Origin of the sequence: Paraburkholderia steynii (assembly GCF_900100565.1) — a bacterium.
Lineage (GTDB): Bacteria > Pseudomonadota > Gammaproteobacteria > Burkholderiales > Burkholderiaceae > Paraburkholderia > Paraburkholderia terrae.
The window spans coordinates 302,247-327,660 of sequence record NZ_FNDI01000008.1; the positions used below are offsets into that span (position 1 = coordinate 302,247).

25 protein-coding genes are annotated in these 25,414 nt (G+C 64.0%); 10 read left to right on the forward strand and 15 right to left on the reverse strand.

Annotated features, from left to right (window positions below; all coding sequences use genetic code 11):
* Positions 1-610: 610 nt before the first annotated feature.
* Positions 611-1,819, forward strand: coding sequence for an ABC transporter substrate-binding protein (locus BLT65_RS17225; protein ID WP_091779362.1), 1,209 nt, complete (start codon positions 611-613; stop codon positions 1,817-1,819).
* A gap of 65 nt (positions 1,820-1,884) precedes the next feature.
* Here BLT65_RS17225 and BLT65_RS17230 read toward each other — a convergent pair whose 3' ends face one another.
* Positions 1,885-2,136 carry a hypothetical protein gene (locus BLT65_RS17230; protein ID WP_007748721.1) on the reverse strand — a complete coding sequence of 84 codons (252 nt, stop codon included), beginning with the start codon at positions 2,134-2,136 and terminating at the stop codon, positions 1,885-1,887.
* Positions 2,137-2,391: 255 nt separating this feature from the next.
* On the opposite strand from BLT65_RS17230, the gene BLT65_RS17235 reads away from it, so the two are divergent.
* Positions 2,392-2,973, forward strand: coding sequence for a DUF6496 domain-containing protein (locus BLT65_RS17235; protein WP_091779364.1), 582 nt, complete (start codon positions 2,392-2,394; stop codon positions 2,971-2,973).
* A gap of 76 nt (positions 2,974-3,049) precedes the next feature.
* Here the strand turns inward: BLT65_RS17235 and aptA are convergent, their stop codons facing one another.
* Positions 3,050-4,378: an omega-aminotransferase AptA gene (gene aptA, locus BLT65_RS17240; RefSeq protein ID WP_091779366.1), complete on the reverse strand. Its 1,329-nt coding sequence runs from the start codon at positions 4,376-4,378 to the stop codon at positions 3,050-3,052.
* Positions 4,379-4,531: 153 nt separating this feature from the next.
* Here aptA and BLT65_RS17245 point away from each other — a divergent pair, with 153 nt between their 5' ends.
* The gene (locus BLT65_RS17245; RefSeq protein WP_091779369.1) at positions 4,532-5,941 is read left to right on the forward strand and encodes an aminotransferase-like domain-containing protein; all 1,410 of its coding nucleotides are present in this window, start codon (positions 4,532-4,534) and stop codon (positions 5,939-5,941) included.
* Positions 5,942-5,965: 24 nt separating this feature from the next.
* Here the strand turns inward: BLT65_RS17245 and BLT65_RS17250 are convergent, their stop codons facing one another.
* The 5 genes from BLT65_RS17250 to BLT65_RS17270 all read right to left on the reverse strand — a co-directional run bounded on the left by BLT65_RS17250 (position 5,966) and on the right by BLT65_RS17270 (position 10,680).
* Positions 5,966-6,157, reverse strand: a complete 192-nt coding sequence (locus BLT65_RS17250) for a hypothetical protein (RefSeq protein WP_091779371.1) — start codon at positions 6,155-6,157, stop codon at positions 5,966-5,968.
* Between the two features lie 116 nt (positions 6,158-6,273).
* Positions 6,274-7,773, reverse strand: coding sequence for a diguanylate cyclase domain-containing protein (locus tag BLT65_RS17255; RefSeq protein WP_091779373.1), 1,500 nt, complete (start codon positions 7,771-7,773; stop codon positions 6,274-6,276).
* A gap of 230 nt (positions 7,774-8,003) precedes the next feature.
* Entirely contained in the window at positions 8,004-9,092 is a 1,089-nt protein-coding gene (locus BLT65_RS17260) for a GGDEF domain-containing protein (RefSeq protein ID WP_091779375.1), read from the reverse strand.
* A gap of 9 nt (positions 9,093-9,101) precedes the next feature.
* On the reverse strand, positions 9,102-9,749 hold the full coding sequence (locus BLT65_RS17265) for a hypothetical protein (protein ID WP_091779377.1): 648 nt from the start codon (positions 9,747-9,749) through the stop codon (positions 9,102-9,104).
* Between the two features lie 310 nt (positions 9,750-10,059).
* Positions 10,060-10,680, reverse strand: coding sequence for a LysE family translocator (locus BLT65_RS17270; RefSeq protein ID WP_091779379.1), 621 nt, complete (start codon positions 10,678-10,680; stop codon positions 10,060-10,062).
* 175 nt (positions 10,681-10,855) lie between these two features.
* On the opposite strand from BLT65_RS17270, the gene BLT65_RS17275 reads away from it, so the two are divergent.
* The 5 genes from BLT65_RS17275 to BLT65_RS17295 all read left to right on the forward strand — a co-directional run bounded on the left by BLT65_RS17275 (position 10,856) and on the right by BLT65_RS17295 (position 15,959).
* Complete coding sequence (locus BLT65_RS17275; protein ID WP_091779381.1) at positions 10,856-12,571, forward strand: SulP family inorganic anion transporter; 1,716 nt, start codon at positions 10,856-10,858, stop codon at positions 12,569-12,571.
* A 294-nt stretch (positions 12,572-12,865) separates the two neighbouring features.
* Positions 12,866-13,264 (forward strand): VOC family protein, encoded by a 399-nt coding sequence (locus BLT65_RS17280; RefSeq protein ID WP_007748683.1) that lies wholly within the window; start codon positions 12,866-12,868, stop codon positions 13,262-13,264.
* Positions 13,265-13,316: 52 nt separating this feature from the next.
* On the forward strand, positions 13,317-13,937 hold the full coding sequence (locus BLT65_RS17285) for a tat (twin-arginine translocation) pathway signal sequence (protein ID WP_091779382.1): 621 nt from the start codon (positions 13,317-13,319) through the stop codon (positions 13,935-13,937).
* A 16-nt stretch (positions 13,938-13,953) separates the two neighbouring features.
* On the forward strand, positions 13,954-15,537 hold the full coding sequence (locus BLT65_RS17290) for a GMC family oxidoreductase (RefSeq protein ID WP_091779384.1): 1,584 nt from the start codon (positions 13,954-13,956) through the stop codon (positions 15,535-15,537).
* Between the two features lie 80 nt (positions 15,538-15,617).
* Positions 15,618-15,959 carry a ribbon-helix-helix domain-containing protein gene (locus BLT65_RS17295; protein WP_007747228.1) on the forward strand — a complete coding sequence of 114 codons (342 nt, stop codon included), beginning with the start codon at positions 15,618-15,620 and terminating at the stop codon, positions 15,957-15,959.
* A 42-nt stretch (positions 15,960-16,001) separates the two neighbouring features.
* Here the strand turns inward: BLT65_RS17295 and BLT65_RS17300 are convergent, their stop codons facing one another.
* Positions 16,002-17,063: a sensor domain-containing diguanylate cyclase gene (locus BLT65_RS17300; protein ID WP_091779430.1), complete on the reverse strand. Its 1,062-nt coding sequence runs from the start codon at positions 17,061-17,063 to the stop codon at positions 16,002-16,004.
* 100 nt (positions 17,064-17,163) lie between these two features.
* Positions 17,164-18,087: a LysR family transcriptional regulator gene (locus tag BLT65_RS17305; protein WP_091779386.1), complete on the reverse strand. Its 924-nt coding sequence runs from the start codon at positions 18,085-18,087 to the stop codon at positions 17,164-17,166.
* A gap of 111 nt (positions 18,088-18,198) precedes the next feature.
* On the opposite strand from BLT65_RS17305, the gene BLT65_RS17310 reads away from it, so the two are divergent.
* Positions 18,199-18,840, forward strand: a complete 642-nt coding sequence (locus BLT65_RS17310; RefSeq protein WP_091779388.1) for a glutathione S-transferase family protein — start codon at positions 18,199-18,201, stop codon at positions 18,838-18,840.
* A 60-nt stretch (positions 18,841-18,900) separates the two neighbouring features.
* Positions 18,901-20,946, forward strand: coding sequence for a 2Fe-2S iron-sulfur cluster-binding protein (locus tag BLT65_RS17315; protein WP_091779390.1), 2,046 nt, complete (start codon positions 18,901-18,903; stop codon positions 20,944-20,946).
* Between the two features lie 15 nt (positions 20,947-20,961).
* Here BLT65_RS17315 and BLT65_RS17320 read toward each other — a convergent pair whose 3' ends face one another.
* The 6 genes from BLT65_RS17320 to BLT65_RS17345 all read right to left on the reverse strand — a co-directional run bounded on the left by BLT65_RS17320 (position 20,962) and on the right by BLT65_RS17345 (position 25,319).
* A complete protein-coding gene (locus BLT65_RS17320; RefSeq protein WP_091779392.1) occupies positions 20,962-21,315 on the reverse strand; it encodes a hypothetical protein in 354 nt (117 codons plus the stop codon).
* Positions 21,316-21,328: 13 nt separating this feature from the next.
* Positions 21,329-22,051 (reverse strand): RNA polymerase sigma factor, encoded by a 723-nt coding sequence (locus tag BLT65_RS17325; RefSeq protein ID WP_244186510.1) that lies wholly within the window; start codon positions 22,049-22,051, stop codon positions 21,329-21,331.
* 4 nt (positions 22,052-22,055) lie between these two features.
* Positions 22,056-22,388, reverse strand: coding sequence for a cupredoxin domain-containing protein (locus BLT65_RS17330; RefSeq protein ID WP_091779394.1), 333 nt, complete (start codon positions 22,386-22,388; stop codon positions 22,056-22,058).
* On the reverse strand, positions 22,385-22,915 hold the full coding sequence (locus BLT65_RS17335; RefSeq protein ID WP_091779396.1) for a DUF4142 domain-containing protein: 531 nt from the start codon (positions 22,913-22,915) through the stop codon (positions 22,385-22,387). Before BLT65_RS17335 ends, BLT65_RS17330 begins: the two co-directional genes overlap by 4 nt.
* Positions 22,916-23,047: 132 nt before the next feature.
* The gene (locus tag BLT65_RS17340) at positions 23,048-24,859 is read right to left on the reverse strand and encodes a chloride channel protein (RefSeq protein ID WP_091779398.1); all 1,812 of its coding nucleotides are present in this window, start codon (positions 24,857-24,859) and stop codon (positions 23,048-23,050) included.
* A 46-nt stretch (positions 24,860-24,905) separates the two neighbouring features.
* Positions 24,906-25,319 carry a MarR family winged helix-turn-helix transcriptional regulator gene (locus tag BLT65_RS17345; protein WP_036000194.1) on the reverse strand — a complete coding sequence of 138 codons (414 nt, stop codon included), beginning with the start codon at positions 25,317-25,319 and terminating at the stop codon, positions 24,906-24,908.
* Positions 25,320-25,414 lie beyond the last annotated feature (95 nt).

Below are 25,414 nucleotides of genomic sequence, written 5' to 3' on the forward strand. Positions count from 1 at the left end.
ACACACAGTTTGCCACCTGGGCGGCAGATACCATTCGCTGCCGCTTGCACGTGTGCGGGTATTTGAAGCGGGTGAGGCGGTCATTCGAAGCATTGGCGACGAACGCGAACAGAAATGCTGCCGTGTGAAGCGTAAGACCCTTTGGGGGCCCTCAGGCAAAAACAAAAATCAGCGGTGTTAGCCGCTTTCTTTTGCCTACTTTTCTTTGCGGCGGCAAAGAAAAGTAGGTGCCGCCCCGCACAGGGGCGACGCTTGAAGCACGCTAACGAATCGCGGATGCCAGCGAAAACCCCAAAAAACCAAACCGACCGCGCCGCGAAGGCAAAACGCGGATGCCAGCGCAAACACAAGCAAACCAAACCGACCGCGCGCCGCGCAGGCAAAGCGCGGATGCCAGCGCAAACACAAGCAAACCAAACCGCCCGCGCCGCACAGGCGCTAACGCAGATGCCAACGCAAAGACCAAAACACCGAACGGCAACGCCTGCGCCGCAAAGGCAGAAACACCGACCAACAACACCCCACACCGCGAACGCCAAGAACCGGTACGATTCAACCTTCGCACCTCCCACCCGCACCCTTGAACGGACAAATAAAACGGAGCCACCGCATGACCTCGCGCGCAGCATGGATATCCCGCATTACCGCTTCACTAGCCGTCTCGCTGACAGCCCTAAGCGCTTCCGCCCAACAGACCATCAAAATCGGCGAAATCAACAGCTACAAGGCACAACCCGCCTTCCTGATGCCCTATAAAAACGGCTGGAACCTCGCACTAGATCAGGTAAACGCATCCGGCGGCGTGCTAGGCAAAAAGCTCGAAGTCGTCTCACGCGACGACAACGCGAACCCAGGCGACACGATCCGCGTCGCGCAAGAACTCATCGCCCGCGAGCAGGTGCAACTGCTATTCGGCGGCTATCTGTCGAACACGGGCCTCGCACTAACGGACTTCGCGAAACAGAAGCGCATGTTCTTCCTCGCCGCCGAGCCGCTCACCGACAAGATCGTCTGGGCCGACGGCAACAAGTACACATACCGCCTGCGTCCTTCCACCTACATGCAGGTCGCGATGCTCGCACCCGAAGCGGTAAAGCTGAAGAAAAAACGCTGGGCGCTCGTGTACCCGAACTATGAATACGGCCAGTCGGCGGCGGCGACATTCAAGAAGCTGCTGAAGGCCGCGCAACCCGACGTCGAGTTCGTCACCGAACAGGCAACCCCGCTCGGCAACCTGGACGCCGGCTCGACCGTGCAGGCGCTCGCCGACGCGAAGCCCGACGCGATCTTCAACGTGCTGTTCAGCGCAGACCTCGGCAAGTTCGTTCGCGAAGGCAATACGCGCGGGCTCTTCAAGGACCGCAGCGTCGTGTCGCTGCTGACGGGCGAGCCGGACTATCTCGACACGCTCGGCGCAGAAGCGCCCGTCGGCTGGATCGTGACGGGCTACCCGTGGTATTCCATCGATACGCCCGCCAACAAGAAGTTCGTCGCGGACTACGAAGCGAAGTATCACGACTATCCGCGCCTCGGTTCGGTGGTCGGCTACGCGGCGTTGATGTCGATTGCGAACGGCATCAAAAAGGCGGGCTCAACCGATCCCGACAAGCTCGCAGCCGCGTTCAAGGGCTTGAATGTCGATACGCCGTTTGGGCCGATCACGTATCGACCGCAGGACAACCAGTCGACGATGGGCGCGTTCGTCGGCGTGACCGCGCTGAAGGACGGCAAGGGTGTGATGACGTCGTACCGCTATATCGACGGCGCGAGCGTGCAGCCGTCCGACGCCGAAGTGAAGAAACTGCGTCCCGCGGACTGATTCCGCGAATGTAAGACGCGTCCCGAAGGCCAGCCGCGCGGCTGGCCTTTTTCATGTGCGCGCCGTCATTCCTCGGCGTCGTGCTCGGCCACGAAATGGCGCAGATATGCAAGCACGGCCGCTTCCGCCGCGCGATGGTCCGCGCAGCTTTTCGAACCGGCGTTCTCTTCGTCGCCGAACAGCGTCGATGGCGCATTGTGAACGTCCACTTCCTGGCCTTCGCGGAAGATGCGAATCTCGTGCATGGTCTCCGCGTATTCGGCCACCCAGTGAATCCCTTCGATATGGGCGCCTGCCCTGACTGTCTGTGTGTTCATGAGGCGTCTCCTGACGGTTGCATCGCCGCCTTTGACGTAAACCATAGACGCTATCGACGCATTGCGCAGCCTTCGTTGCGCATCGGGGCCGCCTGCGTCGTGATTGCCAGGCAGCGCGAATCGAAGCATTCCTTCGTCTGGCGAGCGGTTGGAGGCCCCCAAAAACGCAGGGCTTTCGAGCCAGGACAGCGGTCAGCGAGAACAAGGCACACCCGTTGCTGCATATGACACGCCACCATTACCGGGAGCACGGTCATGCCTGATAAAGCAACCCTCAAGCGTGCCGCCGCCGACAAGCGCGCCGGCAAGTCGTCGAGCACTCAAGCCGGCGAGTTCGTGAAGGAAGAAATCGATCACGTGCGCGAAGGCAAGCACGGCGTCAAATCGGCGAAGCAGGCTATCGCGATCGGTCTGTCGAAGGCTCGCCGTGCAGGCGTCGCGCTGAAGCAGCCGAAGGCGGGAACGACGAGCGCAGCCACGCGCAAGAAAGCCGCAGCGGACACGGCTGCGGGACAGAAGAAGACGCCTGCCGCGAAGCACTCAGCCGCGAAGAAGGCCACGGCGAAAACAGCTTCGAAGACCACGGCCGCACGCCGTCCGAGCAGCGAATCGAGGGCGAAGCGCTCGCGCGTTGCCGAGGCCGTGCTGAAACGCGAAAGCGGACAGGGCGCATCGAAGGAAGCGTTGTCAAAGCAGGCCAAAGCAGCGGCAGCGCGCCGACCGGCCGCGAGCCGGTCCGCTGTGGCCAAGAAGGCTGCTGCAACGAAGGGCGCGGCGGGCCGGTCGGCGGCCGCGAAGAAGGCTGCGCATACGCGGGCCGCACGAGCGCATCATTGAAAGCTAGCGGGAGAACCGCCGCTGCGCTCGCCGTCGTTTAAACGACGGCGGCGAGCGGCAGCGGCGTGCAAGACGCTTACTGGATCGAAGCCAGCGCGTTGCGGACGGTCTGGAAGATCTGGTCGATCTGCGCTTCGTCGATGATCAGCGGCGGCGAGAAAGCCAGGATGTCGCCCGTGAAGCGGATCAGCACGCCCGCCTCGAAGCACTTGACGAACGCCTCGTAAGCGCGGGCGCCCGGCGCGCCGTCGCGCGGCTCCAGTTCGATGCCCGCGACCATGCCAAGGTTGCGGATGTCCTTCACGTACTTCGCGTCGCGCAGCGCGTGAACGGCGGCCTCGAACTTCGGCGCCATCGATGCCGCGCGCTCGAACAGCCCTTCGCTGCGATACAGGTCGAGCGTCGCCACGCAGGCGGCGGCGGCGAGCGGGTGCGCCGAGTACGTGTAGCCGTGGAACAGCTCGATCGCGCCTTGCGCGCTAGCGTTGACGATCGTGTCATGCACCGTGCGGCTCGCCGCGACCGCGCCCATCGGCACGGAGGCGTTGTTGATCGCCTTGGCCATCGTCAGCAGGTCGGGCTTCACGCCGAAATATTCGCTGGCCGTTGCCGCGCCCAGACGCCCAAAGCCCGTGATCACTTCGTCGAAAATCAGCAGGATGCCGTGCTTCGTGCAGATGTCGCGCAGCTTCTGCAGATAGCCTTGCGGCGGAATCAGCACGCCCGTCGAGCCCGCCACGGGTTCGACGATCACCGCGGCAATCGTCGACGCGTCGTGCAGCGCGACGATGCGCTCCAGTTCGTCGGCGAGATGCGCGCCCCAGGCCGGCTGGCCCTTCGAGAACGCGTTGTGTTCGAGGTTGTGCGTGTGCGGCAGGTGATCGATGGACGGCAGGAGCGCGCCCGAGAACGTCTTGCGGTTCGGCGCAATGCCGCCGACCGAAATGCCGCCGAAGCCCACGCCGTGATAACCGCGCTCGCGGCCGATCAGGCGCGTGCGCTGTCCTTCGCCGCGTGCGCGGTGATAGGCGAGCGCGATCTTCAGCGCGGTATCGACCGACTCCGAGCCGGAGTTCGTGAAGAACACGCGGTCGAGCCCTTCGGGCATCAGTTCCGCGACTTTCGACGCCGCTTCGAACGCGAGCGGGTGGCCCATCTGGAAGGTCGGCGCGAAGTCGAGCGTGGCGGCCTGCTTCTGGACGGCGGCGACGATCTCGTCGCGGCCGTGACCCGCGTTCACGCACCACAGGCCCGCACACGCGTCGAGCACATCGCGCCCGTCGGTCGAACGGTAGTACATGCCTTTGGCCGATTCCAGCAGGCGCGGCGCCGACTTGAACTGGCGGTTGGCGGTGAACGGCATCCAGAAGTTCGACAGATCGTCGATTACAGGGCGCGAAGTCATGAGTTTCTCCTCGAATGGATAGCGAAACTGTAGCGTCCGAGGTTAAATGGCGGACATAAACAGTTGACTCACTGCGCTGCTAACTGTGCTGGTCGAATCGGCCTAACTGTGCTGAAATTGGCGCGGTATCCGTTGCCATCTGAATGAACCCTGATGATCGAAATCGAACTGGATCGTGACCGCCGCCTGGCGCCGACGCTCGTTGAGCAGGTGGTGCAGGGCTTCGCGCATGCGATCGACAGCGAGGCGCTGCGCGCCGGCGCGCTGCTGCCGTCGGTGCGCCAGCTTGCGCAATCGCATTCGCTGAGCACGTTCACGGTGACGGAGGCGTACAACCGGCTCGTGTCGATGGGCCTCGTGACGGCACGGCGCGGCTCCGGCTATCGCGTCGCGCCGCGCGCGCGGGCCACGCATGCGAATACCGTCGACTGGCAGCCGCCCAGCCTCACGGCGACCTGGCTGCTGTCCGACGTGTTCGCCGACCATTCCATGCCGATCAAGGCGGGCGGCGGCTGGCTGCCCAACGAGTGGATCAACGAAACGGGCATGCAGCACGCGTTCCGCGCGATGAGCCGCGTGCCCGCCGCGCGTCTGGGCGACTACGGGCATCCGTACGGCTTCGCGCCGCTGCGCGCAAAGATCGCCGAGCAGATGGACCGGCGCGGCCTGCCCGTCGAGGTGTCGAACGTGCTGCTGACGCAGGGCGCGACCCAGGCGCTCGACCTGATCGTGCGCACGCTGCTGCGCGCGGGCGATACCGTCGTCGTCGAAGATCCCGGCTACTGCAATCTGCTGCAAATCCTGAAGCTTGCCGGGCTGAACGTGATCGGCGTGCCGCGCACGCCGGCGGGCATCGATACGGACGTGCTGGAGCAAATCGTCGACGTGCATCATCCGAAGGCGATCTTCGTCAACACGACCTTGCAGAATCCGACGGGCGCGACCTACGGCATGGCGTCCGCGTTCCGGCTGCTGCAGATCGCCGAGCGCAACCGCATGTGGGTGATCGAGGACGACGTGAGCCGCGAACTTGGCTCCCCCGGCGCGCCGATTTTCGCGGCAATGGAAGGCTTACGCCGCGTGCTGTATATCAGCGGCTTTTCGAAGACGGTGACACCCGCGTTGCGTTGCGGCTATGTCGTCGCCGAGCGCGACGTGCTGCGCGAACTGGCGCGCACGAAGATGGCGGTGGGGCTGACTTCGTCGGAGGCGATCGAGCGGATCGTCGACAAGGTGCTGCACGAAGGGCGCTACGCGCGCCACGTCGAGCAGGTCAACGAGAGGCTGCGCGCCGCGCACGCGATTGTCGAGGAACGGCTGGATGCGCTGGGGCTGGAAGTCTTTCACCGGCCACGCGCGGGGTTGTTCCTGTTCGCCCGCTTGCGCGTGGAGCCGGAGCGCGCGGGCGAGATCGCGACGGCGGCGCTGTCGGATGGTATCTGGCTCGCGCCCGGTTCCTACTTCCGTCCCGACGATGCACCGAGCGCGTGGTTCCGTTTCAACGTCCCGCATTCGACCGATGACGCGCTGTGGCGCTTCATCGAGCGAATCGGGCGGGGCTGAACACGGCAGGCGCGAGAGGCAACGTCAGGGCCTGGCAAGCGAGTCGATCAGTTCGCCGATGTTTGCCGCGCCGACATTGTCTTCCAGCAGCCCGATGAACACGCGGCTGTACAACTGATCCCGCTGGACTTCGGGCAGATCCGTGCGGGCGTTCGCGATCGCTTCTGCCGCGCGGTGCGCCGAACTGACGATGCGTTGTGCGAGTTTCCTTTCCATACACTGCGCTAACGACAGCAAGCCGTAAAGCTTGAGCCGTTTTCCCCTGGTTTTAGAGCATTCGTATCGTCGCGAGCAAGCGATGCGCCGAATGCGTTGTATTGGTTCTGCCTGTATTACGCGACGAGCGCGTTCTTTGCCCTCGGCGCGCGGTTCGCGCGGCTGAGTTCCTTTGCGTCGTACATCACCCGGTCCGCGCTTTTCACGAGATCCTCCGCGCGTTCGCCGGATTGCAGCACCGCGATGCCGAGGCTCGCGCACACGCGGTACGCATTGCCATGCACGCTGACAGGCACCTCCAGCGCCGCCGTGATCGCGTCGGCAACGTCGGGCGCCAGCGCCGCGTCGTCCTCGATCACGACGAGGAACTCGTCCCCGCCCAGCCGTCCGACCTGCGCGCGGCCCTGCGCAACATCCGTCAGGCGCCGTGCGATCTCAGCAAGAATCGTGTCGCCCAGATGGTGGCCAAACGTATCGTTGAGTTCCTTGAAGCGGTCCAGGTCGACGAAAATCACGGCCACGCGGCCAGCGGCGTCTGGCGCGGCGACGGCTTCCTCGAGCAGATCCATGATGCAGCCGCGATTGGACAGGCCCGTCAGGCGGTCGGTATGCGCGAGCCGGTGCAACTGCTCCCGACCCTTCAGCAGTTTCAGGATCAGCGCGGCGATCCACGTGGACAGTCCGACCAGAATCGCCGAAATCACGCTTGCCATCGTCACGTAGACACGGCGCATCCGGTAGTAGTCGTCGAGCGTCTCGGCGACGGAGAGGCCCGCCATCACCGTGAGCCCGTACCGCTTGACCTCGCGGCGCGCGACGATGCGTTCCACGCGGTCGATCGGGTCGGTGAACATTTCGTCGTTGCCGCGCGGATCGACGTAGCCCGTCGGCAGCGACTCGCCCGTGCGGCTTGGCGCATCGCCTGCGCGGCGCGACAGCATCGAGCCGCGGCCCGACAGCACCGCAATCATCCCGTGCTCGCCGAGGGCGGCACTCGTGTAAAAGCCGTCGGTGAGCCAGGCGGGATTCTCCGACACGATCACGACGCCGCCGAAGCTGCCGTCCGGACGGTTGATGCGCCGCGTCGCCTGAATCGACCATTGCCGCGAGATGCGGCCGATCACCGGTTCACTGAGGAACAGCCCGACGTCGGCCCGCTCTCGATGCACGCGAAAGTGCTTGCGGTCGCTGAGGTCGATCGCGCCGGAAAACGGAATCGTCGATGTGATCACATGACCGTCTGCGCCGGCTAAGGTGACTTGCAGCGCCGTGTCGGCGGTGATGAGACCGTAGGCCTGGTATTTCTTGAGATCGAACGTATCGGGCGAGCTTTCGTAGCCGTATTTGACCAGCAGCGCGATCGTGTCGACGTCGTGAATCGTTTTCAGCGTGTGCGTGTCGAGCGCGCTCGCGACTGTGCCGGCCGCGACGCGCGCGTCATGCAGCACGGCTGTCTTTTCGACGCGCAGCCGCATCAGGATCGTGACCCACAAGACAGCGAGGATCAGCACGGTCAGCGCAGGCAGCAGAATGAATGCGCGATGCGGCGCGTTGCCGTGGCCGTGGAGCCGCAAGCGCTTGATGGATGTGCGAAGTCTGCCTGTCAACGACCTCATTACGGACGCGATGTTCTTCACTGGCTGATGGCTGACGCGTGAGGCACTTCAACTCGACCGTTCATAGGAGACGGCGCGCATGCTGCCGCGCCTTGCTGAACCCTTATAACGGCAGCGCCGGACGGAAGTTGATTGCGTTTCTCAGATTCGATTGAAACAGCATGGACGTGCTGAACTGGCGGCGTTGATCGCTGGAATCGACTCGATGGAAGCGCTGTCTCGCGTCGAAATCATGCGGGCGGAATGGGGCTGACGGCGAACGCGTAGCCATTCTTGCCGTGGCGCTTGACTTCGTACATCGCGCCGTCGGCGGCGGCGACCAGCAGCCGGTGATCGGCGACGCGATCGGGATAGGTCGCGATGCCGACGCTCGCGCGCACGAAGCCGAGGCCCATTTGCGTATCGGTTTCGCCGACGCAGTTCATCAGCCGCGCGGCGATGCCCGTGAGCTCCGTGTCGTTGCCGAAACCGGAGACGAGTGCCGCGAATTCGTCGCCGCCCATGCGCGCGACCATATCGCCGGGGCGCAGCGACTGGCGAAAGCGCTGCGCGAGCGCGATCAGAAATTCGTCGCCGATGGCATGGCCCAGGGTGTCGTTGACCTGCTTGAAGCCGTCTAGGTCGACATACAGCACGGCGCATTTGCCGGGCGCGCGCTCGGCCGCGATGCGGTCGAGCCGCGCGAGCAGTTGCTGGCGGTTGGGCAGGCCCGTCATCGCGTCATGCTGGGCGGCGTGGCGGAACTGATGCGTGAGACCCGCGAGCCGCCGATGCCGCCGCGCGAACACGACGAGCGCCGCGAACAGCGCGCCCGTCACCACGACCGTCAGCACGGCGAGCACGCTCGCGACGCGCAGCGTGCGCCGGCGGACATCGTGACTGACGGCGTCGCGGCGCGCGTGCCAGTAGTCCGCCGTGGCCGCGAGCGACTGCTTCAGTTCGTCGAGACTCTTTGCCGTCGCGTTGGCTTGCGGCAAGCGCGGCGCGGGAACGGGGCTCGATCCGATCAGCGCGTCGAGTTCGGTCACGCGTGCGCCCAGTTCGTCGAGCGCTTGCTGATATGTCGCGTTAGCGCCATTCGAAGGCGCGTTGCGCTTCAGCAGGCTCGCCATGTTGAGCGCATTGTCGGCCCGCCCGACGGCTTCCAGCACGAGCGTTGCGTATTGCTGCTGGAAGTGATCGGAGAATAGCGCCTTGACCTGCACGGCAACGTAGAGCAGCCCGACCACGAGGCACGCGAGTGCGAGCGCGCCGACCACGATCGGCTGCGGGCGCCATCGCGGGCTGAGCGGGCGGATCGGCGTGACGGTTTGCTTCACGCCGGCGGGCTAGGGGTGCGAATACGGATCGGGGTTGTTGCCGGGCTCCCGGGTGCGGCGGTGATAGCCGACCTTGCGGAACATCGCGGTCAGCCGAGACACGAACGTTTCCTTCGGTTTCGCCCGTTGCGCATGGCGCGCGGCGTTGCCCGGCTGCTTGCCACGGTCGGCGCGAGCGGCGGCGGAATTGTTTGGCCCGGGCGCGGTGCGCGCGGCTTGCGACGGGTCGTTCGCGTCCGCGTCTGCGTCCGTGTCGTCGTCGGCTGTCTGGGCTGCGGCGAGCGAATCAGTGTCGGCGGGCGCGGGTTTTTGCGTCGGCGTTGCCGGTATCACGCGGCCCGACACTGAACTCGTCGGCACAGCTGCAGCTGCATGGCTTGGGATGCGCAGGTCGCCGCTCGCGCTGGTTGCCGTCGTGGGCAGCGGGCGCCGGGCTGATTCGACGGCTTCGGCGTAGGCCACCTGGTCGCGGTTGAACCAGATCACATATGCAGCCGTCCCCATCACGCCGACGGCGAGACCCATCGCCGAGATCAGGCAGATCTGCACCCAACTGTAATGCCGTGCCTGCGGATCGTCGCTATCGGGCAGAGTCGCGCTCTCGTACTGCTGCTGCCGGCCGCCGCGCTCGCGGTCCGGAGATTCCTGTGCGTCCATGTGTGCAACGCCTCCGACCCTTGCGGTCTGCGTCTGTCAATGGCGGGACTGGCGCGTCGCGTACGCGCCGGTGAAATCTGCTCAGAGATAACCGTGGTCTTGGAGCAATTATCGAGCCCGTCAAATGCCGCAATCCGGCGATGATGCCGGCGAGGACAGTGCTGAGCCCGCTCACGAGGACAGGGTTATGTGTTGGTTATTCTACTGTCAATTCGCGAGACGGGCCGTGGTGGAAAACGGACGTTTGAAGCGCGCGGCGGCTGGCCAAAAAGTCGTGCAAAGCGAGAAAAATTTCCAGACTGTCCGCGCGTCACGCGATCAGGCGCAACACGATGGGATAAAGCGTCGCGACGAGCATCAGCGCCATCGCAATGTTGAACGTGCGCAGCCACACGGGGTTCGACAGTGCGCGGCGCATCGCGGTGCCGAACGCGGCCCACAGGCAGATGCACGGCAAGCCGATCACATAGAACAGCACGGCCATCAACAGCGCATTGATACCGAAGTCGGCGCTCAGATGAATCGTCGTCGCTGCCGTGAGCACCATCATCCATGCCTTCGGATTGACCCACTGGAACGCGATCGCTTCATGAAAGCGCATCGGGCGGCGCTCGCCTTTTTTGACCTGCATCTCGCCCGACGTGCCGATTTTCCACGCGAGATACAGCAGATACACGACGCTCAGCATTTCGAGCACCGTGTACAGCACTTCGAAGCGGCGGAACGCTTCGCCAAGCCCGAACCCCACCGACAGCATCAGCAACGCGACGCCCGCGCTAATGCCGAGAATATGCGGCAGCGTACGGCGAAAACCGAAATTGACGCCGGATGCGAGCAGCATCGTGTTGTTCGGTCCGGGTGTGATGGTCGTGACGAGCGCGAACAGGATGCCGGCGGGCAGGGCGCTGGCGCTCAGGGTGTCGAGGGTCATGGACGGCTCCGCAAGTATTTCGAGATTGCGACAGTGTACCGATCGGTTCCGGTACAGTACCGGTACAGATGCGTAAATGATTTCCGGTACGGAGCGCGGATAGGCGCCGAGGTTTCTTGCCACAGCGCAAACATTCAGGGCAGGATGCGTGGATAGCACTCCAACGTACTTGAGCATGCATAACTCAAAAGAAAAATCTTCAGCATCCCTGAGCCTTCTGAAGGGCATCCTTCCGATCGGCCGCGCGAGCGCATGGCGCGATGTGTTCTCCGGCATCTCGCTGGCGTCGATGGACATACCGCAGGTGCTCGGCTATGCGCGCATCGCCGGCATGCCCGCCGTGACGGGGCTTTACACCGTGTTCCTGCCGCTCGTCGCGTTCGCGTTCTTCGGCGCGTCGCGGCACCTCGTGGTCGCCGCCGACTCGGCCACGGCGACCATCTTCGCCAGCCGCGCGTCGACCATCGCGCCGATGGGCAGTGTCGAGTATGTCGCGCTGGCGGGCATGGTCGCCTTGCTGACGGCGGCGCTCCTGCTGCTTGCCCGGATTTTCAGGCTCGGCTTTCTCGCCGATTTCCTTTCGCGCACCGTGCTGGTCGGCTTCCTGACGGGCGTGGGCATACAGGTGTCGATTGCGATGCTTGGCGACATGTTCGGCATGACCGTGCCGTATCCCTCGTCGCGAAGTCTTGCGCAACTGGTTTATGTGATTGGGCATGTCGTCCATGCGCATCTGCCGACGCTCGCGCTCACGGTACTGGTGGTGGGCGCGATTCTCATCGGCAAGCGCTTCCTGCCGCGCATGCCGATACCCCTCATTGCCGTGATAGGCAGCATCGCTGCGAGCAAGACCTACGATTTCGCCGGGCACGGCATTACGATCCTCGGCCCGATCAGCGGCGGTCTGCCGCCGTTCGCGTTTCCGGCTGTCACGTGGCAACAGTTTCTCGACCTCGTGCCCGTGGCGGCGTCGTGCTTCGTGATGATCATTGCGCAAAGCGCTGCCGCGGCCCGCGTGTTCGCGCAGCAGTATCACGAGGAAGTGGACACCAACGCCGACATTCTCGGACTGGCGGCGGCCAATGCCGCTGCCGCATTCAGCGGCACGTTCGTCGTCAACGGCAGCCCGACGCAGACGGCGATGGCCGAACGCGCGGGCACGCGCAGCCAGATCGGGCAACTGGCGTTCGCGGGTGTGGTCGTGGTCGTGCTGCTCTTTTTCAGCTCGTATCTGCAATACCTGCCGCATTGCGTGCTCGCCGGGATCGTGTTCACGATCGCAGTCGGTCTCGTCAACGTGCCGAGTCTCGCGGCGATCCGCGCCGAAAGCCCCGGCGAGTTCACGCTCGCGCTCATCACGGCGGCCGCCGTCGTGATGGTCGGCGTCGAGCATGGCATTCTGCTCGCCGTCGCGTTGTCGCTGCTGCGGCATGTGCGGCACAGCTATCGTCCGCATACGATGGTGATGGAACCGTCGCCCGCCAACGGCAGATGGCAGCCCGTGCCCGCGAAGCCGGGCATCATGAGCGCGCCGGGACTCATTGTGTACCGCTTCGGCTCCGATCTGTTCTTCGCCAACGATCATGTCTTCACAGCGGAAGTGATCGAACTCGTCGATGCAGCATCCGGCGATCTGCATTCGCTCGTTATCGATGCGGGCGCGATCACCGCGCTCGACTACTCGGCGGCCCTCACGCTGAGCGATCTGATTACGGATCTGCAAGACCGCAAGGTGGCTGTCATCTTCGGGCGAGTGAATCCTTATCTGCGCGCCGATATGGACCGGCATCGCATTACGCAGGTCGTCGGCGATTCGAACGTATTCGACACGCTGCATGAGGCGCTCGCGCATGCAGGCATCAGCCCGCCGCACGAGGTGAACGCTTTATAGGCTCGCTGTCATCCAGCAGATGGCGCATCGCAGCAGCCACGCTGCGACATTCGCACGGCCTATCGCTTACCCTGGATCGCGCGTCGAACAGTGGCATGCGCCGTGCGCGCATGCTGCGCCGCACTTCATTGCCCATAGGCGCATCGCATCGTCTTCACACTCGAAGACACCTTCCGATCCCATCGCACCCGCACGCATCTGCAACATAGGGCAAGTCCCTAAGCGCATTTAGCCCTGCATTACCACGTCGCACATCGCCCTCCTACACTCAGCATCAAACGGAGGAGGGACGACATGGCCAAGATGATCCACACGATGGTCCGCATTCAGGATCTCGACCGCTCGCTGAAGTTCTATCAGCGTGCGTTCGGGCTCGAGCCTTCGCATCGGCTCGATTTTCCGGACTTCTCGCTTGTCTATCTGCGCAACGACGAATCCGACAACGAGATCGAACTCACCTGGAACAAGGGACGCGAAGACGCGTACTCGCATGGCGACGGTTACGGGCACGTCGCGTTCGTCGTCGACGACGTGAAGCGCGAGCGCGAGCGTCTCCTGCAACTCGGCATGACGCCGAACGACGTGCGCGAATTCAAGAACGACGACGGCGCCTTGCTAGCGCGTTACTTCTTCATTCAGGACCCGGACGGCTACAAGATCGAAGTACTCGAACGGCACGGGCATTACCAATAGAAAGCCGCGCATGACGCGGTACCCCCACAACACAACCATCAAGGAGACAGGCATGAGTCACAGAGTGATTCCAATCGCCGCAACGTCTGCCACGGCTCATGAGCCGGATACGCCGCATGCGCCGCGCTCGCTGGCGAGGCGCGAGTGGCTCAAGGGCACGGGTGTGCTGATCGGCACGCTCGCGTTCCCGTCGATACTCGCGACGCTTGCGCCTAGCCGCGTATGGGCGCTCGAAATGCAGGCGCTCGATACGCATCAAGGGGCGGTGCTGCTCGCCTTCGTCAAGCAGCAGTACCCGCACAAGACGCTCGACGACGCGGTCTATGCGCTCGTCGTCAAGGACCTCGATGCGAAGGCGCAGAAAGACCCGGCCGCGCGCCAGACACTCGCCGATGGCGTGAAGCAGCTCGACGCGCTCAACGGCTCGGACTGGACCAAGCGCTCGCCCGCCGAGCAGGCGCGCGATGTCGCCGCGATGCAGAAAACGCCGTTCTTCACGACCGTGCGCACGACAGCCATCGTCTCGCTGTACAGCAACGACATGGCCTACGTGCACTTTGGCTACGGCGCGGCGCAAGGCGACGGCGGCTATCTGACCAAGGGCTTCAACGATCTGGCGTGGCTGCCGAATCCGCCCGCCGCCGCGAGCGGTCCGATTCCCACCGACAGCTGAGCAACGGAGACCTGACATGGACGACAACAACAAGGTGCATTTCGCGCACAACGATGCGCGCGCCGTGGTCATCATCGGCTCCGGCGCGGGCGGCGGCACGCTGGCGAACGAGCTGGCGCAAAAGGGCATCGACGTGATCGTGCTCGAAGCGGGCAAGCTGCATACGCAAGGCGATTTCACCACTGACGAATGGGGCTCGTTCTCGATGCTGTCGTGGCTCGACAAGCGCACGACGTCGGGCACGTGGCGCGTTGCCACCGACTTCCCGAACCTGCCCGCGTGGATCTGCAAGACCGTCGGCGGCACGACGACGCACTGGGCGGGCGCGAGCCTGCGCATCAAGCCCCACGAATTCAAGGCGAAAACGAATTACGGCACGATCAAGGACGCGAACCTGCTCGACTGGCCCGTGACGGGCGAGGAGATGGCGCCGTGGTACGACCGCGCCGAAAAGAAAATGGGCGTGACGCGCACCAACGGTTTGCCCGGCCTGCCCGGCAACAACAACTTCAAGGTGATGTACAACGGCGCGACGAAGGTCGGCTACAAGGAATGCAACACCGGCCACATGGCGACCAACAGCATCGTGCGCGACGACCGCGCGCATTGCTTTCAGCGCGGCTTCTGCTTCCAGGGCTGCCGCACAGGCGCGAAATGGTCGACGCTGTACACGGAGATTCCGCGCGCGCAGGCCACGGGCCACATGGAATTGCGCACCCAGGCGCAGGTCGTGAAGATCGAAACGGATGCGAAGGGTAAGGCAAGCGCCGTCGTCTATTACGACGCCGCCGGCAAGCTGCAACGCCAGAAGGCGCGCATCGTCGCGGTGGCGGGCAATGCGATCGAAACGCCGCGTCTCTTGCTGAATTCGCATTCGAGCCGCTTCCCTGACGGGCTGGCGAATTCGTCAGGACAGGTGGGGCGCAACTACATGCGTCACACGACGGGCTCGGTCTATGCCGTGTTCAACGACAAGGTCGACATGTACAAGGGCACGACGATGGCGGGCATCATCGAAGACGAAGCGCGCTTCGACACGTCGCGTGGTTTCGCGGGCGGCTATCACATGGAGACGGTGTCGCTGGGGCTGCCTTTCTATGCGGCGTTTCTCGACCCCGGCGCCTGGGGCTCGGACTTCACGCAGGCCATGGACGCGTATCCGTACACGGCGGGCATGTGGATCGTCGGGGAGGACATGCCGCGCGAGACCAACCGCGTCACGCTGAATACCGACGTGAAGGATCAATATGGCCTGCCCGTGCCCAACGTGCATTTCGACGATCATCCGAACGACGAAGCGATGCGCGAGCACGGCTTCAAGCAGGGCAGCGCCGTGTATCAGGCGGCGGGCGCGAAGACCGTGTACAAGGTGCCGCCCTATCCGTCGACGCACAACCTCGGCACCGCGCGCATGAGCGCGAAGCCGCAGGACGGCGTGTGCAACCGTTTCGGCCAGACGCATGACGTGCCGAACCTGTTCATCTCCGATGGCAGCCAGTTCACGACGGGCGCGGCGGAAAACCCGACGCTGACTATCGTGACACTGGCGATCCGTCAGGCCGACTACATCGCAGGGCAGATGAACAGGCGCACAATCTGAACGACGCACGTGAACTCATCGAGTGCGGCAGGCGGGCGCGATGGCCGCCGCCGCACTCATACGAACAATGGAGACAAACCATGTGCAATGTCTACGTGAACGCGGACCCGATCCTGTACGAATCGCGCACGCGTTCGCTGCGCATTCACGGCGTGATTACGACTGTGCGTCTGGAGAATCTCTTCTGGGACGTGCTGCATGAAATCGCCTCGCGCGAGAACATGACGACCACGCAATTCGCCGTCAAGCTCTACGACGAACTCATCGCGCTGCGCGGCGAAGTGCCGAGCAATTTCGCGTCGTTCCTGCGCGTGTGTTGCTTGAGGTATCTGTCGATCGTCGCGGGCAAAAGCGAGTTAACCAGCTTTCCCGTCCCCATCCCCGTGCCCGAGGTGAAACCGCGTGTGCTGAAGACGGTGTGATCCGTCGCGGCGTTTCTTTCGCAGAGTCAGCAAACGCGCGCCTCAGCGCGAGTGCGTGCGGAACGCCTCGCCACCCAGGCTCGCGCGATCGACGGCGACGATGCGGTTGCGGCCGTTGTCCTTCGCCTGATACAGCTGAGCGTCGATCAGGTTGATGAACGCGGTCGTGTCCATCCCGCCGGACGAACCATTCGGCACGATGGTGCCCACGCCGAAACTCGCCGTCACGCGCTGCTGATGCGGCGAGCGCACATGCGCGATCGCCTCGGCATCGATCAGATCGCGGCAGCGTTCGGCCATCTTCACGGCGGCATCCGCATCCGTGTCTGGCAATACCAGCACAAATTCCTCGCCGCCGAACCGTCCGAGAAAATCTCCGGAACGCGCGGCCTGTGCGAGCACGCCCGCGACGCGCTTCAGGCATTCATCGCCCTGGAGGTGGCCGTAGTAGTCGTTGTAGGCCTTGAAGAAGTCGATATCGATCATGATCAGCGACAGCGGCTTGCCGCTTTCCTGACCCGCAGCCCACTCGCGCTGCATCACGGCGTCGAACATGCGGCGGTTGCCCGCGCCCGTCAGCCCATCCTTGAACGACAGGTCTTCGAGTTCTTTCTGCAGACGCGCGAGCTTTTCTTCCGTGCGCTTGCGTTCGCTGATGTCGAACATGAAGCCGATCAGCGAATCGACGCCGCCATCGGGCTTGCGCACCACATGCACGACGTCGCGCAGCCACACGTAGCCGCCGTCTTTCGTCAGCGCGCGATAGTCTGCTTCGTGATCGGTGCCCGCCTGCGACTGCGCGACGCAAAACTCGACCACCTTCTGGCGGTCGTCGGGATGCATCCGTTCGGCCCAGTCATTGACCGTTTTCCACGACGACGGCGCCCAGCCGAGCAGCGCCTCGATCTGCGGACCGATGTAGGTGAAGGCCATCGTCGCCCAGTCGATCTTCCACGGGATCGCTTTGGTCGATTCGAGCAGCGTGCGATACACGGCGCTGTCGTGTTCGAGCCGCTCGCCTTCGGCGCGCATGCTGGCGCTGGCATCGTCATGGCGCAGAAACGCGGCGCCGAGCATGTCTTGCGTGTCGTCGATGTTTTTCATGGTCGCTTCGTGATTGTCGATTGCGCCCGATGGCGCGACTCGCCATGTCAACGGCACGGCGGCATCGTTTCTTGATCGGCTGAAACCCGGACGGACAATTCTACTGATGCAGTGGCGCCGCGTCGCGCGCGAGGTACGTCCTGAACGTCTCGATCAGCGCGCGGACCTTGGACGGCGTGTGCTGCGTCGGCGGAAACACGGCCTGGATACCCGCCGGTTCCGTCGACCATTCGGGCAGCAGCCGAACGAGGCGTCCCGCCGCGATGTCCTTGCCGATCGAAAAGTCCGTCAAGAGCCCCAGTCCGCCGCCCGCGAGCGTCGCCGCGCGCGCGGCTTCCGCCGTGTTCACGAGAAACGCGTTTTCGCAGCGCACGCTTTCCGTGCCGCCGTTCGTGTGGCGCAAGTCGAGCGTTTGGGGCCGTTGCAGCACCGTCAGCGCGACGAAAGGCAGCGCAGGCAGATCGGCGGGCGTTTGCGGTTCGCCCCAGGTCTCGATGAATCCCGGGCTCGCCACGACCCATTTCTCGAAGCCGCCGAGCGTCACCGCGCGATAGTTCGAATCCGCGAGACGCCCGAGCCGGATCGCGACGTCGATGCCATCCGCGATCAGATCGACGACGTGGTCGCTGCACAGCAGTTCGATATCGAGCCGTGGATGCGCGCGGCGCAGTTCGACCAGCACAGGGGCGACCACCAGCGTGCCGTAGTCGATCGGGCAACTCACGCGCAGCGTGCCGCGCACGGGCGCTTCTTCGCCGCCGATTTCAGCCAGCGCTTCCTCTGCGGCGCGCAGGATCTTCACGCTCGCATCGTAGAACGCGCGGCCCGCCTCGGTGATGCCGAGACGGCGCGTCGTGCGTACCAGCAGGCTCGCGCCCACTTCCGCTTCGAGCCGCTGCATGTGCGTGCTGACCATCGTTTTCGCGAGCCCGAGCCGCGTGGCGGCCGCCGTCAGCGAGCCCGCTTCGACCACGGCGACGAAAACGGCCAGCCGGTTCAGGTTCACGTCGCGCACGTCGGCCATGTCGATTGTCCACTTTCAGATGATTGTGTTTTCAAGGTTATCAGGCTTCTTCGGCTGTGCGCCGTGCATTAACCTTCGTATTGTCCAACATGACTGAACCCGGAGTGACGAATGCCCGCAGCCAAGCCCGCCCAGCCGATCCGCCTGTACACGACCCTGCTATCGGGTCATGGGCATCGCGTGAAGCTGTTCCTGAGTTTGCTCGACCTGCCGTTCGAAGTGATCGAACTGGACATGCGCGCCGGTGACAACCGCAAGCCCGAGTATCTGGCGCTGAATCCGTTCGGCCAGGTGCCCACCATCCAGGACGGCGACGTGACGCTGTTCGATTCGAACGCGATTCTGGTGTATCTGGCAAAGCGCTACGGCGACGCATCATGGCTACCGGAAGACGCGCTCGGCGCGACGGCCGTGCAGCGCTGGCTGTCGCTGGCGGCGGGGCAGATCGCGTTTGGCCCGTGCTCCGCGCGGCTCGTCACCGTGTTCGGCGCGCCGTTGAATCACGAAACGGCGAAGGGCATCGCGGTGAAGCTGTTCGACGTGATCGAGTGCGAACTGGCGACCAAGCCGTTTGCAGCCGGCGAGCACGTGACGATCGCCGATATTTCCGCGCACACGTATATCGCGCACGCGCCGGAAGGCGGCGTGTCGCTGGAGCCGTATCCGAACATTCGCGCGTGGCTGCGCCGCGTGGAGGCGCTGCCGCGCTTCATCGCGATGCCGGCGACGAAGGCGGGGCTGCTCGCCGAGTAGTCAGCGACGAGCGGTTCCGTACGACGCAACACGCTGACGTATTGCCTGCAGGAGCCTGACATGTCCGATTTCATTCCTCTGAACGGCTGGGGCCTCGACACCTCGCCGTTTCACGCCGACGAACTCGCCGCGCAGCGGCTCGCAGGCGTGGACAGTCAGGCGAACTCGTCGGGGCGGCGCAGCATTCGCCGCTACATGCCGGACCAGCACCGCGAGTTCTTCGCGCAGCAGCCGTTCATGGTGTTCGGCGGCGTCGATGCGAGCGGGCAGCCGTGGGCGACGATTCGCACGGGCGAACCGGGCTTCGTGTCGTCGCCGGATGCGCGCACGCTGCGCATCGACAGCCGCGCGCTGCCCGGCGATCCGCTCGGCCCGCGCTGGCAGACGGGCGCGATGATCGGCGGCCTCGGCATCCAGCCGCAGACGCGGCGGCGCAACCGGATCAATGGCGTCGTGACGGGCGTGGACGGCGATATGGTTACGCTCGAAGTGACCCAGAGCTTCGGGAACTGCGCGAAGTACATTCAGGGGCGTGTGCCGACTTTCATCGACCGTGCTGAAGGTAGTGTTGTAGTGCCGCAGGAAATCTCGACGCACTTGAGCGACGCGGACCGCGCGTTCCTTGCGCGCGCTGACACCTTCTTCATCGCAAGCGCGAATATGGCGGACGACGCGGGCTTTGCGCGCGGTGTCGACGTCTCGCATCGCGGCGGCGTGCCGGGCTTCGTGCGGATCAGCGACGCGGCGACGCTCACCACGCCCGACTTCACGGGCAACAAGTTCTTCAATACGATCGGCAATCTGCTGCACGATCCGCGCGCGGGACTGCTGTTCATCGACTTCGCGAGCGGCGATCTGCTGTATCTCGCCGTGCGCGCCGAGATCATCTGGCAGGGCGCCGAACTTGCCGCTTTCGAAGGCGCCGAAAGACTGATGCGTTTTCATGTGCAGGAAGTGCGGCGCAGCGAGGGCGTGCTGCCGTTTCGCTGGTCCGATGTCGAATACGCGCCGCAATTCGCGGCGGCAATTCGCAAGGCCGCTGCCGTGTCGCCGTGGCACAAGCTGAAGGTGGCGGCTGTCGTCGAAGAGACGGCTTCCATTCGCTCTTTCTATTTCGAATCCACGGATGGCGCGCCGTTGCCTGCGTATCAGCCGGGCCAGTATCTGCCGATTCGCGTACACGTCGAAGGACGCGATGTGCCGTTGACGCGCACCTATACGCTGTCCGACGCGCATGATCCGCGCCGTTACCGGATCAGCGTGAAGCGCGAGGGCATCGCGTCGAACTGGCTTCACGATCATTTCGCGGCGGGCATGGAGATCGACGCAATGGCGCCGCGCGGCGCATTCGTCTACGACACGAACAGCCCGCGGCCGGCGGTGTTCATTTCCGCCGGCATCGGCATCACGCCGATGATCGCGATGTTGCATCACGAACTGAACGCGCGCGTCGCGGACGAGGGTCAGGCGAAGCGGCTGTTCTTCTTTCACGGTGCGCGCAGCGATCGCGAGCGTCCGTTCAGCGCGCATCTGAAAGACGTGGCGGCGCAGTATCAGTCGGTGTCGATGCATCTGTTCGACAGCGCAGCGAGCGAGCCTGCTGAAGGCATCACGCAAGGGCGCGTGGACATTTCTGCTTTGAAGCGCGCGCTGCCGTTCGACGACTACGACTTCTATTTATGCGGCCCCGAGCAGTTCATGCGCGACCTGTATGAAGGTTTGCGCGCATTGAATGTCGCCGACGAACGCATCCGTTTCGAAGCGTTCGGCCCTGCCAGCGTGAAGCGCACGCCGACGCTGGCCGAACCCGTCGCGGAAGAAAAAGCCGAAGCAGGCGGCGCGCAAGTGACGTTCGCGCGATCGCAACGCACCGTCCAATGGCTGCCGAAGCATGGCAGCCTGCTCGACTTCGCGGAAAAACACGGCATCGAAGCGCAATCGAGTTGCCGTTCAGGCATGTGCGGCACGTGTTCGACGAAAGTGTTGTCGGGACAGGTCGCTTACGACGGCGAAATCGAAGCGGAAGTCGCGGACGGGTGCGCGTTGATCTGCATGGCGCATCCCGTTACGGGAGGAGAGCGCGCGAGCCTGACGCTGGATCTTTGAGCTTAGCGGTTCAGGTCACTTGCCTGCGCCCGTCGAAGGTATGCACGTGAGCACCAGCGAGCTGCCGTTGCCCGCTTCGGCGCTCAACATCGCGCGATGAAACTCGCGGTGATCGCAGGACCATTCTGCTGTGAAATCGCGCGCACACGATGCGCGCTGCGTTGCATCGAGCCGCGTGTGTACGATGTAGCGGCAAGTCGCGCGATCGTTGCAGTGCTTCGCGAGATCGCGCGTGGCGTTGCCTGTTGCTGCGCCGCAATTCGCGCCATACGTGCCCGATTCAATGCGGATGCGTTCCGCTTGCGCTTCAATGCCGAAGACGGAAGCAGCGAAAGCGACGATCACCATCAAGCCGGCTCTTCGCGCCATGGCGTTTCTCCTGCTATTCGTCGCGCAACCGCGCCAGCACCGAAGCAACGATGCGGTCGCAATGCGCGCCGCCGAACTCGAATAGCGCCGGACCCAACTTTTCCACTTCGTCCGCAAGCGATTCGCGCAACAGCACTTTCGCCCTGAAATGACGACTGCGCACGGTGGCTTCGGGAATGTCGAGGCATTGCGCCGTTTCTTCGACGCTCATCTCTTCGACCGAACGCAACACGAATACGGTGCGAAAGCCGGAAGGCAGCGCGTCGAGCTTTCGTTCGAGCAGCGCGCGAATTTCCGCGCGGGACGCCGCCTGGTCGGGCGCGTGGTGGTCGTGGGCGTTCAGCGTGTCCATGATGGATGACATGTGCTCGTCGTCGGGACAATCGTGCAGCATCGGCAGCACGTTCTGGCGCCGCGCGTCGCGGCGCATCCGCGCGAAGCATTCGTTCAGCACGAGACGCGAGAGCCATGTGAAGAGCCGTGCATCGCCGCGAAACTGCGCGATGGACCTGTAGGCGTTCAGATACGCGTCCTGCAATGCGTCTTCCGCTTCGGCATCGTTGCGCAGCGTTGCGCGCGCAAGACGATAGAGACGCCGGTTGTGGCGGCGCATCAGCAATTCGAATGCGGTGCGGTCGCCCGCGACGATGCGGCGCACGATATCGGCGTCGTCGTCGTCGGAACGTGATGTGGAAGCGGCTTGCGCCGTCATGCCGTTCATCTTGTCGCTCTTCATGTCGTCATGGTGCCGGTTCGACGATCAGTGTGCCATGCATCGTCGGATGAAAGATGCAGCGGTACGTATAGCGCCCAGGCGTGCTGACCCGATAGCGCCATGATGCGTCGGGCGCGATGCTGCGGGAGTCGAAGCCTTTCGCGTCGGTGCTTGCCGTGTGCGCGACGAGATCCTTGTTGACCCACACGATCTCGTCGCCGCGATGCACGGTCAACGTGGGTGGGTTGAAGCGCATCTGCTCGATCGTCACCACATAAGCGCCGGCAAACGCAGGCGCAGCAAACGCACACCAGGCCATTGCGAACCCGCGCAGCACGGCGTTGCGCACGCGGCTCATTGCGCTTGCGGCAGCGATGCCTGCACCATCTTCGCGTGATCGAGATGGGCTACGAACGCGGGCCTGACCTTCACCAGCAGCGCTTTCAGTTCGGCGTTCTGCGCGGATGGGATCAGCGTCTTGTCGAGCGCATCGATCACGTTCTGGTGATACGTGACTTCATGATCGATATACGCGCGATCGAACTTCGCACCTTGCAGCGGCTTCAGATTCGCGATGTTCGCTTCGCCGCCCTGTTTGAGGCTGTCGCTGGTCGGGTTCGTTTCGGGCTTGACGCCGAGCTTGTGTACGAGATCGACGGCCGCCTTGTTGACGCCCGTATGATCCGTGACCATTTGCTGCGCGAACGATTTCACGTCCTTCGAATGCGTCTTCGATTCGGCGAGCTTGCCCGCGTCGATATCGGCCTGATTCGCGGCGACGACGATGGCGGCGATTTGTGGATCGGTCGGACCCGCGCTTTGGGACCAGGCGGGAGCGCCTGCGAGTGAAAGCGCGGTGAGCAGTAGCCAGTGTACGGATTTCATCTGAAGCCTCCAGGAAGATGTGCGGCCTGCCTTCTTCAGGAAGGGAGGCGCTCGGGCACGATTCGAGGAGTTAGATGTCACGAGCCGGAAGGCTGTTCCGGCTCGCGGGTTTCACTGTTGTCGCTATAGACCTTAGCCGTGCGTGCGCGTTTTGCGCACGGGCGGGAAATGCTTTTTGCCCGACGTAAAGCTCAGACGCCGAAAGCGCTCGCGCTTGTGCTCTTCCTCGAAGTGCGCGACGGAAGGCTTCACGAGATCGCTGCGCGACACGACGCCGAGCAGCTGCATCGAATCGCGATCGACGACGACGGGGAGCCGTTCAAGATCGTGTACGGCAAGACGCGTCGCGACTAGCCGGCAAGTTTCGTCGGGCAGCGCGACGACGGGCGCCGCGCCTTTCAGCACATCGGCGAGCGGCGTATCGAGCGTATGTGGCGTCGCGCCTTCGCGCACGGCATCGAGCATCGCGCGGTCGACGATGCCGAGCACCGCGCCGCTCGCGCGCAGGACGGGATACGCACGCCGCTTCTGCGTCGCGCCGAAATACGCGGCGAGCGTCTCGCGCACGCTGAGCGCGCCGTCGATCGAATCGACCTTCTGCGTCATCACTTCATCGACGTAATGCCGTTCGAGCGGATCGACGCCATACTCGCGATAGATGTGATAACCGCGCCGCGCGATCTTCTCGGTCATGATCGAGCGCTTCATCACGACGGTCGCGAAGCCGTGCGCGACCAACGTCGCGGCGAGCAGCGGCAGCAGCGCGTTGCTGTCGTGCGTGAGGCCGAAGGCGAACACGATGGCCGTCAGCGGCGCGCCGAGCGTGGCGCCGAGCGTCGCGGCCATGCAGACGAGCGGCCACAGCGCGGGCTCGTTGCCGGGCAGCACGTGGCCGAGCACGGTGCCGAGTCCCGCGCCGAGCATCAGCAGCGGCGCGAGCACGCCGCCCGATGTACCCGAGCCGAGCGCGATCACCCAGATCACCGCCTTCACGACGAGAATCGCCACCGCGACCTGCAACGCGATATGTTGATGCAGCAGATCGCCGATCACGTCATAGCCGACGCCGAGCGCACGCGGCTCGATAAATCCGCCGATACCCACCGCCAGCCCGCCGATGGCAGGCCACCACATCCAGTGCAGCGGCAGCTTGTGAAACAGGTCTTCCGTCTTGTAGAGCGCCGCCGACAAGCCCGATGCAAGCGCGCCCGACAACAGTCCCGCGATCACGCACGACACGAGCGAAATGGCCGTCGGCGGTGCGGTTTGAAGTGCAAACAGGGGATCGGTGCCGAAGAAGATCGCGCGCGCGAAACCGGCGACAGCGCAGGCCAGCGCGACAGGCAAGAAGCTGCGCGGCCGCCATTCGAACAGCAGCAGTTCGACGGCGAGCAGCACGGCGGCGACGGGCGTGCCGAACACGGCCGTCATGCCCGCGGCGGCGCCCGCGACGAGCAGCGTCTTGCGTTCCGCCGAAGTCACTTTCACGCACTGCGCGATCAGCGAGCCGAGCGCGCCGCCCGTCATGATGATCGGGCCTTCCGCGCCGAACGGGCCGCCGCTGCCGATCACGATGCCCGACGACAAGGGCTTGAGCACGGCGACTTTCGGCGACATGCGGCTCTTGCCGAACAGGATGGCTTCGATCGCTTCGGGAATGCCGTGTCCGCGAATCTTCTCCGAGCCGAAGCGCGCCATCATGCCGACGATCAATCCGCCGATCACGGGAATCACGATCACCCACGCGCCGAGCGTATTCGTGGCAGGCGAACGATCGGCGAACGAAAAGCTGCCGAAGAAGAACAGGTTGGTGAACAGATGAATCAGGCTCAGCAGCACGTATGCAGCAAGCGTGCTGAGCAGGCCGATGCCCGCCGCCAGCGCCGAAATGCCGGGTAAGCGCGAGTTGCTGGAAAAGTCCCGCTTGTGAGAGTTGTCGCTCATGAGTGGTGTGTCGAATGCGGTGTCGCTTGCTGGCCAGAGGCCGGAATCAGAGATCGATTTGCGGAATCGTGAACGCGCCCTTGAGCGAGCGCAGCTCGGCGCGATGCAGTTCCGCAAGCCGCGCCAGCACCTTTTCTCCTGCCTTCAGCAGATGCACCTCCACCTGGCGGCGGTCGGTCTCGCTGATCTTGCGCTTGACCAGTTCGAGCGCTTCGCAGCGCGATACCAGCGCGACCACGCCGTGATGCTGCGCCTGCAGCCGCTCCGCCAGTTCGCCGATGGTGGCCCATTCGCGATCGGGATAGCCCTTGATATGCAGCAGCAACAGATATTGCAACGGTGTAATGCCCTCGCCCTGCGCGGCCTGCTCGGAGAAGCGCTCGAAGCGCCGCATCTGATAGCGAAACTCAGAGAGCTGTTCGTAGTCCGCCTTGTTCAACGTGCGTGTCAGAACTTTCATGTCGATGGTCGCGCAAGGGAAAACAAAAAATCTATCACAAAATGATATAAATGGCGATGCCTGCGCATCGCCATCCGGTATCTTCAGGGCTTTTA

What these genes read in the sequence shown, in the direction of transcription:
- BLT65_RS17265 (WP_091779377.1), bottom strand. Translation starts at nt 9,749, where the DNA reads ATGGACGCACAGGAATCTCCGGACCGCGAGCGCGGCGGCCGGCAGCAG.
- BLT65_RS17290 (WP_091779384.1), top strand. Translation starts at nt 13,954, where the DNA reads ATGGACGACAACAACAAGGTGCATTTCGCGCACAACGATGCGCGCGCC.
- BLT65_RS17275 (WP_091779381.1), top strand. Translation starts at nt 10,856, where the DNA reads ATGCATAACTCAAAAGAAAAATCTTCAGCATCCCTGAGCCTTCTGAAG.
- BLT65_RS17235 (WP_091779364.1), top strand. Translation starts at nt 2,392, where the DNA reads ATGCCTGATAAAGCAACCCTCAAGCGTGCCGCCGCCGACAAGCGCGCC.
- BLT65_RS17320 (WP_091779392.1), bottom strand. Translation starts at nt 21,315, where the DNA reads ATGGCGCGAAGAGCCGGCTTGATGGTGATCGTCGCTTTCGCTGCTTCC.
- BLT65_RS17315 (WP_091779390.1), top strand. Translation starts at nt 18,901, where the DNA reads ATGTCCGATTTCATTCCTCTGAACGGCTGGGGCCTCGACACCTCGCCG.
- BLT65_RS17295 (WP_007747228.1), top strand. Translation starts at nt 15,618, where the DNA reads ATGTGCAATGTCTACGTGAACGCGGACCCGATCCTGTACGAATCGCGC.
- BLT65_RS17330 (WP_091779394.1), bottom strand. Translation starts at nt 22,388, where the DNA reads ATGAGCCGCGTGCGCAACGCCGTGCTGCGCGGGTTCGCAATGGCCTGG.
- BLT65_RS17250 (WP_091779371.1), bottom strand. Translation starts at nt 6,157, where the DNA reads ATGGAAAGGAAACTCGCACAACGCATCGTCAGTTCGGCGCACCGCGCG.
- BLT65_RS17325 (WP_244186510.1), bottom strand. Translation starts at nt 22,051, where the DNA reads ATGAAGAGCGACAAGATGAACGGCATGACGGCGCAAGCCGCTTCCACA.
- BLT65_RS17310 (WP_091779388.1), top strand. Translation starts at nt 18,199, where the DNA reads ATGCCCGCAGCCAAGCCCGCCCAGCCGATCCGCCTGTACACGACCCTG.
- BLT65_RS17255 (WP_091779373.1), bottom strand. Translation starts at nt 7,773, where the DNA reads ATGAGGTCGTTGACAGGCAGACTTCGCACATCCATCAAGCGCTTGCGG.
- BLT65_RS17230 (WP_007748721.1), bottom strand. Translation starts at nt 2,136, where the DNA reads ATGAACACACAGACAGTCAGGGCAGGCGCCCATATCGAAGGGATTCAC.
- BLT65_RS17245 (WP_091779369.1), top strand. Translation starts at nt 4,532, where the DNA reads ATGATCGAAATCGAACTGGATCGTGACCGCCGCCTGGCGCCGACGCTC.
- aptA (WP_091779366.1), bottom strand. Translation starts at nt 4,378, where the DNA reads ATGACTTCGCGCCCTGTAATCGACGATCTGTCGAACTTCTGGATGCCG.
- BLT65_RS17270 (WP_091779379.1), bottom strand. Translation starts at nt 10,680, where the DNA reads ATGACCCTCGACACCCTGAGCGCCAGCGCCCTGCCCGCCGGCATCCTG.
- BLT65_RS17305 (WP_091779386.1), bottom strand. Translation starts at nt 18,087, where the DNA reads ATGGCCGACGTGCGCGACGTGAACCTGAACCGGCTGGCCGTTTTCGTC.
- BLT65_RS17345 (WP_036000194.1), bottom strand. Translation starts at nt 25,319, where the DNA reads ATGAAAGTTCTGACACGCACGTTGAACAAGGCGGACTACGAACAGCTC.
- BLT65_RS17280 (WP_007748683.1), top strand. Translation starts at nt 12,866, where the DNA reads ATGGCCAAGATGATCCACACGATGGTCCGCATTCAGGATCTCGACCGC.
- BLT65_RS17225 (WP_091779362.1), top strand. Translation starts at nt 611, where the DNA reads ATGACCTCGCGCGCAGCATGGATATCCCGCATTACCGCTTCACTAGCC.
- BLT65_RS17340 (WP_091779398.1), bottom strand. Translation starts at nt 24,859, where the DNA reads ATGAGCGACAACTCTCACAAGCGGGACTTTTCCAGCAACTCGCGCTTA.
- BLT65_RS17335 (WP_091779396.1), bottom strand. Translation starts at nt 22,915, where the DNA reads ATGAAATCCGTACACTGGCTACTGCTCACCGCGCTTTCACTCGCAGGC.
- BLT65_RS17300 (WP_091779430.1), bottom strand. Translation starts at nt 17,063, where the DNA reads ATGAAAAACATCGACGACACGCAAGACATGCTCGGCGCCGCGTTTCTG.
- BLT65_RS17285 (WP_091779382.1), top strand. Translation starts at nt 13,317, where the DNA reads ATGAGTCACAGAGTGATTCCAATCGCCGCAACGTCTGCCACGGCTCAT.